This is a genomic window from Roseiflexus castenholzii DSM 13941, assembly GCF_000017805.1.
GTDB classification, from domain to species: Bacteria; Chloroflexota; Chloroflexia; order Chloroflexales; family Roseiflexaceae; genus Roseiflexus; species Roseiflexus castenholzii.
On the sequence record NC_009767.1, the window covers coordinates 1,298,818 to 1,311,045 of the forward strand.

A 12,228-nucleotide genomic window follows, 5' to 3' on the forward strand; every position below is an offset into this window, starting at 1 on the left:
ACCAACGAAATCTCTGCACCCAGCAGACTCCTTGCAGCGCCCTTCCGTCATATGGAGAGAACGGCGGTGTCGGAGTGAGACTCCTGGAATGCGCCACGAATGTTCCGCCTGTCGCCGCCGTCGTTGCGCCTATGGATCGGACGCAACCTGATTGCGTCCTCTGGATTTGGCGATATAGAGGGCGCGATCCGCGCGATGGATGAGTGTGTCCAGGCGGTCGTGCTCGCTGACGGAATCCAGCACTGCGCAACCAATGCTGATTGTCACCTGAACGGGTGGCTCGCGCAAGAGAGGAACGCCTGCAACTGCTGCGCGTAGCCGCTCAGCGACCCGCAGCGCCCCTGCCCGATTGGTTTCCGGCAACAGGGCGATAAACTCCTCGCCGCCAAACCGCGCCAGAATGTCGGCATCGCGCAGTTCGCGTTGCATCTGTTTCGCAACGCTGCGCAATACGACATCACCCGCACTATGACCAAAGGTGTCGTTGATGGTCTTGAAATAATCAACATCGATAACCAGCAGCGCCAGGGGATGGTGATAGCGACGCGCCCGCTCCAGTTCGCGCGGCGCCAGCGCAAAGAAGTGGTGACGATTGAACAGCCCGGTCAGGTGGTCGGTCGTCGCCAGTCGCTGCGTCTCGGTAAATAAATGCGCATTGGTAATTGCAACACCGGTCTGCTGTCCGACAATTTCCAGCATCGATCGGTCGTGCTCGCCGAAAAAGCGCTGTCTGTGCAGATGATACACTGCCAGCACTCCTAGCGCCTTCCCACCAGCAATAATTGGTGTGCCTATCACGGACGGAATGTGATGCGTGACACGCCCGGCTTTGAGCATCACGTGATGGCGAATAACGCTCTGGCGCGTCTCGACTGCGCTCCAGACCGGTTGGACGCCCTGAACGTGTTGCATCAGGGATTCTGGCATATTGAATGTGTGCGTTCGAACCAGCGCGGCGTGGTCGGCGGAGAGCAAGCCCAAAACGGCGGCATCGGCGCCCACCAGTTCAACTGACAACCGCACGACTGTGTCCAGAATAACCTCGATGTCGAGCGCGCTGCTGATGGTGCGGGTGAGCTCGCTCAGACGCCGCTCCCGCTCCAGTGCAGCGTTCGTCTGTTCGTACAGTTGCGCATTGTGCAACGCGAGCGACACGCTCGACGCGAGCGTTGCCAGGCGACGGGCGTGCTCTGGACGGTACGCATAGGGAACGAAACTATCAACGCAAATGAAGGCGACCACCTGCTGACGCACGATGACCGGCACGCCCAACCAGGAACGAATCGGCAACGCATATTCGATCCGCACCCATGCCGGATTATTGTGCGTTTCGCCGATAATCCAGGGCTGCCTTGTTTCGAGCAGGCGTCGCAGGGTTGGTGTGCGCGCAATCTCAAATGTCACCGTATGGATCGCGCGCTCGGCTTCGTCACTGAGCGCTTCGTAGCCATAGACCCGCACGACTCGCGCCTGCGTTCCTTCGACCAGCATCACCGACGCGCCATCACACGGCATCAGTGCGACGATCTGATCGAGCACGTGGTCGAGCACCTGTTCGAAATCGAGCGATGCGCTCAGCGTTGCCGCCGCCTGGCGTAGCACCTCGGCAGCGCGCTGTTCCTCGCGCACCGACTCAAACAGGCGCGCGCGTTCGATTGCGACGCTGAATTGATTGGCAATGGCGGCAAACATGCGCAACTCAGCGACATTGAATGGCTGAATAGATGGGAGCACCAGATTCAGAATCGCCAGAGGACGGTCGCGACTATAGATCGGCACACTGATATGGCGTGCCGGTTCCTGATCGGGAGTATTGAGGTGCGCCAGGCGTGGGCAGACAATCGGATGCGCGGTTGCAGGAAACCCATGGTCGAGTAATCGTTGCAAACATTCACATGGATCGCCGGGCGCGCGCGGCGTGAGGTCGATACGCAGTTCGCGAGCGCCATAATGCGCCAGCAGACGCGCGAAGTCACTGCCTTCCACCCCCCAGAGCCACGCCGCGCGCGCCTCCAGTTCCTGCGCCAGCGCCTGGACCCCTGCCTGTAACTGACGTTGCGGTTCGACAATCCGATTGAGCGCTTCCAGGACGCGCTTCATGACTTTGAGTTCCCGCTGTGCCCATTCGCGGGATGTGATGTTACGAAAGACCCATATCCGGCCGATGATGCGTTCCTCAAGATGCAATCCGCGTGTATGTCGTTCGATGATGCGTCCATCGCGCAGGGTCAACCAATCGAGCGCCTCAAGGTCCGGATGCGCATATACCTCATCCAGACGGTTGAGGAATTGATCGGGGTCGCAGAGCAGATGCGCCAGTTGCTGAATACGGTCACGGGCGGTGATCGTCTCCATCCATCCCGGCGTCAATCGCCAGAGTTCCTCGAACTGCCGGTTCAGGAGCAGAATCTTGCCCGCAGGATCGGTCATCAGCACTGCTTCCGACATCGACTCGACAGCAGTGCTCAAAAGTGCAATTTTCCAATCGTCTTGTATAAAGAAGTACATGAAACTAACAGGGCCTGACAGAGTGACAGGGTCTTTGCCTGGACAGACGCTCAAGATCGCACTATCGAAGCGGTGCGCGCACGATGATGCCAGTCGTCTATCAGTTCGGTGAGCAGCTATGCCACCGGCAACGTGAGATAGAAGATACTCCCTTCTCCTTCCACACTGGTTGCCCAGATACGTCCGCCGTGCCCCTCGACCAGATGTTTGGCAATCGCCAGACCCAGTCCCGTTCCGCCGGCATTGCGCGTTCGCGCGCGATCCACTTTGTAGAAGCGCTCGAAAATGCGCGCGAGATCGCGCGCCGGAATACCGATGCCGTTGTCGGCTATCGAGACCAGCAACCATTGACCGGGAAGGTGCGACGATGGTATTCCGGGCGGCAGCGGTGAACCGTCGCCTACCATGATCACCGAGGCTTCGATGGCGACCTGCCCGCCATCGGGGGTAAATTTCGAGGCGTTGTGCAACAGGTTGAGCAATACCTGACCGACGCGGTTCCCATCGATCAGCGCAGGCGGCAGATCATCGGGCAGGCAGGCGATGACTCGAATGCTCTTCCGTTCCATCTGCGGGCGAATGCGTTCGATTGTGTGCGCGACCAGCGGCGCCAGCGGTGTGGGCACGAGTTGAAGCGCCACCCGTCCTGACTCGATCTGCGATAGTTCGTGCAACTCCTCAACCAGTTGCGTAATTGCATCGACTTCCTGGGCAATTTGGCTCAGCATGCGCTGTGCCACCGGCGCCGGCGGATCGGATTGCAACGTTTCGACCAGCAACTTGATCGATGCCAGCGGGGTGCGGAGTTCGTGCGACACATTGGCGACCAGATCGCGCCGCGACCGTTCAAGCTGGCTCAGTTGCGTTACATCGCGCACCAGCAGGAGCGCGCCCTTCGTCCCATGATCGAGTGGAACCGCTCGTAATCGCAGCGTCCGTTGTCTTCCCAGCGGTTGAAGGATACTTTCGCGCGGCTCGGCAGACGCGATCGCCTCTTCGACCATGGCGTCCACCTGGTAATCGCGCGCCAGCATGATCAACCCCTGCCCGACGCTCACCGTTCGACTGAGGTTCAGCAACTCTTCCGCATGCGCATTGAGATACTGCACGCGACGATCAGCATCGACCAGCACCAATCCATCGTCGAACGCAGCAGCAGCAGCGTGAAAGAGCGAGGAGAATGCATCCGGGGAGGGGACCGGTGATTCGGGTAATGATGGAGGCGGTTGAAGACGAGTTCTCTGACGCCATCCCCAAATGAGGGATAACACAAGCGCCAGCAAGAGCGTAGCAATGATCCATTCCATCACAGCGCTCACGCCGGTCGGCGCCGGAGATCAGTTGGGCGCTTCAAAGCGGTAGCCAATGCCGCGCACCGTATGGATATACACCGGCCTGCTCGGATCAGGTTCGACCTTTTCGCGCAACCAGCGAATATGCACATCGACAGTTCGGCTATCGCCGAGAAAGTCGTACCCCCATACCCGCTCGAGCAGCATATCGCGCGACAGCGCCATACTGCGATTGCGCATCAGGCAGACCAACAGATCGAACTCTTTTTGGGACAGATTCAACTCCACATTATCTCGCCAGGCGCGTCGTGAACCGGTATCGACCCGGAGCGAACCGGCATCGAGCACCTCGCGCATCATGCCGATCCGTCGTTCAGAGCGGCGCATAATTGCGCGCACCCGCGCCAACAGTTCACCCAGGCTGAACGGTTTGGCGACATAATCATCGGCGCCCAACTCCAGTCCCGCAATGCGATCAATTTCGTCCTGCCGCGCCGTCAGGATCAGAATAGGCACCTCGCTCTCCTGGCGCAGAATGCGGCAGACGGAGAATCCATCAAGGCGCGGCAGCATCACGTCGAGAATGACCATATCGGGTTGGTCGCGTCGCGCCCGTTCGAGACCTGCCACGCCATCGACAGCATTGATAACCGAATATCCTTCCCGCTCCAAATTGTACCGCAGCGTTTCCGAGAGAATCGGATCATCTTCTACCAGCAGAATGGTGGACATATGCATGTCGTTGCTCACAGTTCAGATGCTCCATGCGTTGTGCCCGGCATGTCGGAAGATCGCTGCATCGCATGGTTGCCGTGCCGTGCTCTCATTCCTGTGGACCTGCATTGTCCGTGGCGCGCCCAACGCCATCGCTGGCGCGACATACATAGATGGTGGCCGTGCGACCGGTGGCATTGTGATATACGCGCAACAGGTCGCGGCTGAACGATTCCACTTCATTGCGCTCGACCAGGCTCACCGTACACCCGCCAAATCCTGCGCCGGTCAGGCGTGATCCGTAACATCCCGCCAGATGGTGCGCCGTTTCGACCAGAATGTCGATGTCGGGCAGGCTCACCTGATAGTCGTCGCGCAGGCTGGCGTGCGACTCGTTCATCAACCGCCCGAATGTGACCACATCGCCGCGTTCGAGCGCTTCTGCGCCCTGGAGTGTGCGACGGTTTTCACGGACCACATGCCGGGCGCGCGAGCGAATCGGCTCTGGCAGCGCATCGGAATGGGCTGCCAGGTGATCCTCGCTGACATCGCGCAATGCGCGAATACCCGGATACCACCGGCGCAGCAACTGAACCGCCATATCGCACTCCTGGCGCCGCTGGTTGTATGCCGATGCCGCCAGAGTTCGCGGAATATGGCTGTCGCAGATGACGACCGCAACCGATGGGGGCAGCGGAACGGCGCGATAGGACAGATCACGACAGTCGATCAGCAGCGCATGATCGGCGCGACCGAGCACCGCAATCAACTGGTCCATAATGCCGCATTGCACGCCGACGAAGTTGTTCTCTGCGCCCTGTGCCAGCAATGCCAGTTCTTCGCCGAGAATGTTCAGATTATTGAGCACCTGGAACGCATACCCGACGGCGACTTCGAGCGCGGCTGATGACGAAAGCCCCGCACCGCGCGGGACATCACTGGCGATCAGGAGATCGGCCCCCAAAAGCGGATGCCCTGCAACTCGTAGCGCCAGCGCCACGCCACGAATGTAATTGTGCCATGGTCGGTTGCTGCGTTCGATCTGATCGATGGCGAACGTATCCTCTTCGTTGAGGTCGGACGACGCCACCCGCACCAGTTGATCATGGCGCAAACGCGCCGCGACGTAGGTGGCGCGATCAATGGCGACCGGAAAAACGAAACCATCGTTATAGTCGGTATGCTCACCGATGAGATTGACGCGCCCCGGCGCGCGAACGATCACAGAGGGATGTATGCCGTAGTGTTGCTGAAAGCGCGCGCGCAACGTTCCGGTATCAAGCATACGTGGCCTGTCGATGTCTGGTGCAGTTCGGCGTCACATCCTGCGCCATTATACCATGCACGGCGCTCGCCTGAGTCGACCGCGCGAATATCGGGCAGACGAACGTTGTTTATGAAGGAGCGTGATTGGGAGCGTCACTTTCCCTTCTTCGCGGCGGTTTCCCTCAAGGAACGCCGACCATGACCTCAATCGGCATGTGATCTGCTATGATGGAACAAGAAAACAGGTTATTGCCAGCGCGCATCAGGTCCTGTGAGAGGAGACCGGTTGTATGTTGTGGATGCCATGGTTTCATCGTTTGTCCTCTTGTGTCTTGATTCTTCTCATCATTGTTGGGAGCGCCGGCAGCGCCCGCGCTCAGGGTGGAGCGCCATCCCAACCGGAGCGTGATCAGAATGTCGTCACTCTTGAGCGGATCGGCTCGAACGACCAGACGCTGAGCGGCGTATTTGACGGAACGCGCTACCTCTTCAACATCCCTGCGAACTGGCGCCTGGAATCGGGCGCACAGGCGCAACTGGACCTGAGCGTGTTCTTTCCGCTCGGCGGCGATCAGCAGCGTCTGGGTGGGTTTCTCGAGGCGCGCTTCAATCGGGTGCTGATCGGCACGGTAGACCTGACCCAACCGGGTGATCGGCGCGTGACATTTGCCATCCCTGATCAGGCGCTGACTCCAGTGCGCGGCGATGGTCGTCACGAGTTCGAGGTGGCGCTCGATAATCCGACAGGGTGCGATGTAGCGCCCGGTGAACGCACCGCCGTTGTTGTTCGATCAACGTCGCGCTTCATTCTGCCGCATACGCTGACGCCGCTCGATACCGATCTTCGCAACCTGCCGCGCCCCATTTTTCAGGGATCGTTCGATCCCGATCGGGCGACGATTGTCCTGCCCGATGATCCATCGCGTGATGATCTTCAGGCGGCGCTGACCGTCGCAGCCGCTTTTGGGCGCCTGACCGAGGGGCGGTTACAGATCGATCTGACGACGGTTCAACGTCTATCACCTCAGGCGCGGACGGGCAACCATCTTATCCTGTCCGGCAGCCATACCGGTCTGGCGCCTCTGGCGCGCAATCTCACGCTGCCTGCGCCCTTGCGCGAAACGGGGTTCGACGCTCCCGGCGCAACGCCTGCCGATGGCATTCTTCAGATGATCGTCTCGCCATGGAATGCGGAGCGTGTCGTATTGCTGGTGAGTGGCGGATCGAACGAGGGGGTGCTGAAGGCGGCGCGCGCGTTGAGCGCCGTTCCGGCGCGCATTAATGGGCGTCCTGATGTTGCAGTCGTGCGTGATTTGCCGAACGCGCCCGCAGATATGGCGCTGGCGATTGATCAACGCTTCAGCGATCTCGGTCTGGAACCGCGCGTGCTCCGTGATCGCGTCGGAACATTCGATCTGAAGTTCAATCTCCCTCCAGGGCAGCAGATCGATGAAGGGGCGTATCTCGATCTGACGTTCAACCACGCAGCGACTGTCGATTTTGGTCAGTCAAGCCTCTCGGTCGGGTTGAACGGCGTGCCGATCGGGAGTGTGCGCTTCAGCGATGAGACGACGCGCGTAACGACGAGTCGTATCACGATTCCTCCTTCTGCTGCCCGCTCCGGCGCCAATGTCCTGACGATCCAGACGAACCTGGCGCCACGGTCCCTTTGCACCGATAGTCGCACGATTGACCTGTGGACGACGATCTGGCCCGAATCGGCGCTCCATCTGCCGATGAAACCGGCAGCCGCCGAACCACGTCGGACGTTCAATCTCAGCAGTTATCCGCTGCCGTTCACCCTTCATCCGGGGCTGGCGACGACTGCATTCGTTCTCCCGCAGCGCGCGCCGGCGGCCTGGAATGCAGCCGCCCTGCTGGCATTTCAGATAGGACGGCAGACCCGTGACGCCATTTTGCAACCGCTGGTCGTGTTCGCCGACAATGTGCCCTCAGACGTTCGCGTATCGCGCGATCTGCTGATTGTTGGTCGCCCCAGCGCCCTGCCCATTCTGACCGATCTTGGCGATGTGCTGCCGGCGCCGTTCGATGCGAATAGTGATGCGCCGCGCTCAATTGATGCGCCGGTGGTGTACCGCGTGCCGCCTGATGCCAGTGTCGCGTATCTGCAAATGGTCGCGGCGCCGTGGAATCCTGAGCGAGTGGTTGTCGCGGCGCTCGGCAGCGACGATGCTGGCATCGAACAGGCGGCGCTTATGCTGATCGATCCGCGCCAGCGCGCTCGCCTCGCCGCGACGCTGGCGATTGTCGATCCGCAACAGCGGGTCACGCTTGGTCATGGTCGGGCAGTCATTACCGGAGCAGCGCCAACGCCGGTTGTGACGGCCACGCCGATTGCCACACCAACAGCGCAACCGACCGCTCAACCCGACCAACCGGCGCCGGTTCCTGAGTCGGATACTTCATCGAACAATGCGCTGTTGCTGGTTGCTGCGTTGGCGGCAGCTATTGTCGGCATCGGAGTAGTGATTTTCTGGCGCGTCCCCTGGCGACGACCACCGGGAACCTGATGCGCGCGAGGATCGTCAGTATAGACAACACCACCGATTTCGGCGTATACTCACGTCTATGCTGATGCAACGTCGATGGCAACCTGCGCTCAGAACGATCCTGTCGTTCGTCTTGTGCCTGCTGCTGTTCCTGATGTCTGCGCCGGCGCAGGCGCAGACGCCGCTCCCGCCGCTGGTCTTTGTGGCGCGCAGTCGTCTGGCGACCGGTGATTATCTCTTTCCACGCGATGTCGGTCCGGCAGGGCATTTGATCACCGGCATGACGAAATTCGCGCCCGGATCGAAATTACTCATCCGTGATCAGGCAGGTCAGTTGCGTGTTCTGATCGATACGGCGCGACCGGCGGGTGATCCGCTGAACCCGCTGGGGTTGCGCGATGTGCAGTCGCCTGATGTGTCGTTCGATGCCCGCCGCATTGTGTTTGCCGGCACGTTTGGACCGGAAACGTTTCGCAATCAGCCGAACGGTCGCCCGTATTACTCGTGGCGACTGTTCGAGATCGGCGTCGATGGTCGTGGCTTGCGGCAACTCACGCACTCTGATCGCGACATTACGATTCCTGAGGGACCGGCAAATGCGGAGGCGTATGCGTTCTATGACGATCTCTTTCCAGCATACCTGGCGGACGGGAGGATTGTCTTCAGTTCGTCGCGCTATCCGGCGCGTTCACCCTACGATGGTCGGCGGTCATTCAATCTCTATATGATCGACGGTGATGGCGGCAATATGCGTCGCCTGACGACCGAGCGCTCTGCTGCGCTCCATCCGGCGCCGCTTCCCGACGGCAGGATTGTCTTCAGTCGCTGGTGGGTCAATTTCAACCAGCCGAGTGAGCGCGGTATTTACAATCGCATCGATAACCGCGCGGGCATGGAGATTGCCCGTGACCAGAGCGGACGCCCGATCATGGTCGAACGACGCATTCAGGTTGTCGAGACGGCACCCCCTGCTCTGGCGGCGTCACAACCGACCGCGCCGCCGAAACCGACGCCACTACCGACCATTTCGTTTGTTGAGAAGATCGATCCTGCAACCGGCAGCATCGTGCGCCTGACCAAGACTCCGGCTCCGCCGACGCCAACGCCGCGCGCGCGACCGACTGCCACGCCAACCGCAGCGCTACCGGGTGGCACACCCCGCACGATTGTCGTGGAACAGCCGATCACCGGGTATCGTCTGCCGGATGGGACGCTGGTCTATTCCAACACCAACACGACCTTCAACCCGGCGCGTGGTCGGCTGGCGGACGGCTTCCCCATCCGTGATGCGCCGAACACCTGGCATCTGATGGCAATCGAAGCCGACGGCAGCGGCATGCGGCGCTTCGCCTGGACGCCGCGCTACGCATCGGCGCTTACGAATGATAGCGGCCTCGATACGTACAACGCCGTGCAACCGGCGGTTGTGCTGTCCGGCGGCGAACTGCTGATAGCATACACGACGCAGCGCGATCAGACGATGGCGCATTCGACGCTCTATACCGGCGTCCGCGTTGCGCGCCCCGGTATCGAAAACATGGCGCTGAACACCACCGAGTCGATTGCCGGGTATCGCTGGGACGACGGAACCGCTTTTCGCCCGCCGTATGCGCTGGCGCCCGCCGGATTGCCTGACGGACGAATCATCTTCGCACAGACCGCCGCCATTTCCGCACCGGCGCGAACCGGCACATACACGGACACCCGCAATGGGCGCACGATCACGCTGCGGTTACAATCGTCGTCGTTGCGCTACGAACTGCGCACCATCTATCCGAACGGCGCCCAAAACGAGGTTGTGCCGCTCGCCGGCCTCTCCGATGACTACGATGCCGTCGAAGCCAGACCAATCGTGGCGCGTCCGGTCGGCGACGGACCGGGCATGTGGCGTCTGCCGCGCGGGACGCCGCCGCCGGTCAGTGATGATCCGCTGGAAAGCAATGTGCCGTTGGGTCTCCTCGACACGTTTGGCAACCCGGCGTATCCCTGGAGTCGCCGGAGTATCCAGAGCGTCGAACTCGTCGCCGTGCGCAACGCCAATGTCTATGCCAATCCGCCGCTCGAATTGCCGTTCATTAACAACTCGCCGCCGCCGGGGAGCGTGGCATTCGCCGACATCTACATCGATGCCAATCAGTTTGGCGGCGCCACATCGCGCGCTCCCAACCCGGACGATCAGGCGCGCGCCGTCAAATGGTTGACCGTGCCGGTGAACCCGGATGGGTCGTTCATCGCCTCTGCGCCTGCCGATGTGCCGACGTTCATTGTGCTGCGCGACAAAAGCGGGCGGATTGTGCGCGGCGGCAATCGTCACACCCTCAGCATCGCGCAAGGGAACTCCGCCGGCCGTCCCGGACAACCGATGTTCTGCATTGGTTGTCATATGGGGCACGCAAGCGGTTCCATCGCCAACCCGTCGCTTGCCGAGCGCGGTTGGACGAACATCGCTCCGGCGGCGTCCATTGCCGCATCGTCATCCATCGAAAACGGCGCACCGGCGCGGATCAATGACCGACGCGGATATGTGACTGCACCCAACGGAACGCTCATTGATCGCACGCCGCCGTGGACGGCGAACGGCGGTGCGGGGCAGTGGATTCGGCTGGAGTGGCAACTGCCGATGGCAATCCTCGAAGTGCGTCTCGTCGGCGCGGAACCGGGACAGGAAGGGCGCAGCGCCGATTACGAGGTAAGCGGCGAACTGCGCTTCTACCTGCGCGGGCAGGAACTTGGCGGAACCGCCAGAAGCGTTGAAGCGGTCGCGCCGCTCTCGCGCGGTGGGACTCTCATTCGCCTGCCACAACCCATCGCGGCTGACCGGGTTGAGTTTACGGTCACCGCCGTGCGCGGTGCGCAACGCGGCGCACCGGCGCCCGCTGCGCTCAGCGAAATCGAGGTCGCCGGTCAGGGCGCCACGCCGGATGCGCTCGGCGTCGGGCGTTAGCGCGTTTCTGTTGGAATAGCACACGGATGGACGTGGGCTGGACGGATTCATTGCGAATGAAGCAAACTACGTCTCAGCGAAAAATGTCCGTAGCGCGGCATACGTTTCTTCCGGCGCTTCTTCGGGGAGATAGTGCCCGCCAGGCACAGCGTGCCCGCGCACATCGACTGCGTGCTGCCGCCAGACCGCCAGCACATCGTATCGTCTCCCAATGAACCCCTCTGCTCCCCAGAGCGCCAGCAGCGGGCAGGCAATCGGCACATGCAAGTCGGCTTCATCGTGGCGCAAATCGATGCTCGCCGCCGCTCGATAATCTTCGCAGGTCGCGTGGATCGTCGCCGGATCGCTGAAGCAGCGCACATATTCGGCGAACACGTCTGGCTCGAAGGCGGAGGGCGTGCGTCCCCAGTGGGCAAGTTTTTTGCGCAGGTAGTACTTCGGGTCGGCGCCGATCAGTCGTTCTGGCAGGTCGTAGGGCTGAATCAGGAAGAACCAGTGGTAGTAGGCTTCGGCGAACGCGCGGTCGGCAGTGGTATACATGAAGAGCGTGGGTGCAATGTCGAGCACCGCAGCGCGGATCACGACATCGGGGTGATCGCGGCAGAGGCGATGGACGACGCGCGCGCCGCGGTCGTGACCGGCGACCATGAAGCGTGAGAAGCCGAGCGCATCCATCACTTCAACCATATCCTGCGCCATAGCGCGTTTGCTGTACGCTGCGTGATCCGCGCCGCCGGGGGGCTTGCTGCTATCGCCATAGCCCCGCAGGTCTGCTGCGATGACGGTGAAATCGGCAGCCAGCCGCGGCGCAACCTTCCGCCACATCAGATGGGTCTGCGGGTAGCCGTGAAGCAGCAACAGCGGCGGACCAGACCCGCCGCGCACCAGATGAATCTCGGCGTCCCGGGTTGGGATGCGCATGGATTGAAAATCGTGAAACATCGAATTGCTCCTTACGTACTATCTGATGATACCATTCGATACCCAGGCAATC

The 12,228-nt window shown here is 61.1% G+C and carries 7 protein-coding genes; 2 read left to right on the forward strand and 5 right to left on the reverse strand.

Features of this window, described 5'->3' with window-relative positions; all coding sequences use genetic code 11:
- Positions 1–129: 129 nt before the first annotated feature.
- The 4 genes from RCAS_RS05085 to galK all read right to left on the reverse strand — a co-directional run bounded on the left by RCAS_RS05085 (position 130) and on the right by galK (position 5,799).
- On the reverse strand, positions 130–2,469 hold the full coding sequence (locus tag RCAS_RS05085) for a diguanylate cyclase (RefSeq protein ID WP_269633763.1): 2,340 nt from the start codon (positions 2,467–2,469) through the stop codon (positions 130–132).
- 155 nt (positions 2,470–2,624) lie between these two features.
- On the reverse strand, positions 2,625–3,815 hold the full coding sequence (locus tag RCAS_RS05090; protein ID WP_012119534.1) for a sensor histidine kinase: 1,191 nt from the start codon (positions 3,813–3,815) through the stop codon (positions 2,625–2,627).
- Positions 3,816–3,845: 30 nt separating this feature from the next.
- On the reverse strand, positions 3,846–4,532 hold the full coding sequence (locus RCAS_RS05095) for a response regulator transcription factor (protein ID WP_041330242.1): 687 nt from the start codon (positions 4,530–4,532) through the stop codon (positions 3,846–3,848).
- 91 nt (positions 4,533–4,623) lie between these two features.
- Positions 4,624–5,799 carry a galactokinase gene (galK, locus tag RCAS_RS05100; RefSeq protein ID WP_012119536.1) on the reverse strand — a complete coding sequence of 392 codons (1,176 nt, stop codon included), beginning with the start codon at positions 5,797–5,799 and terminating at the stop codon, positions 4,624–4,626.
- A 298-nt stretch (positions 5,800–6,097) separates the two neighbouring features.
- On the opposite strand from galK, the gene RCAS_RS05105 reads away from it, so the two are divergent.
- Positions 6,098–8,311: a cellulose biosynthesis cyclic di-GMP-binding regulatory protein BcsB gene (locus tag RCAS_RS05105; protein WP_232280174.1), complete on the forward strand. Its 2,214-nt coding sequence runs from the start codon at positions 6,098–6,100 to the stop codon at positions 8,309–8,311.
- Between the two features lie 64 nt (positions 8,312–8,375).
- Positions 8,376–11,234, forward strand: a complete 2,859-nt coding sequence (locus RCAS_RS05110; RefSeq protein ID WP_232280175.1) for a hypothetical protein — start codon at positions 8,376–8,378, stop codon at positions 11,232–11,234.
- Positions 11,235–11,300: 66 nt separating this feature from the next.
- Here RCAS_RS05110 and RCAS_RS05115 read toward each other — a convergent pair whose 3' ends face one another.
- A complete protein-coding gene (locus RCAS_RS05115; RefSeq protein ID WP_012119539.1) occupies positions 11,301–12,176 on the reverse strand; it encodes an alpha/beta fold hydrolase in 876 nt (291 codons plus the stop codon).
- Between the last annotated feature and the right edge of the window lie 52 nt (positions 12,177–12,228).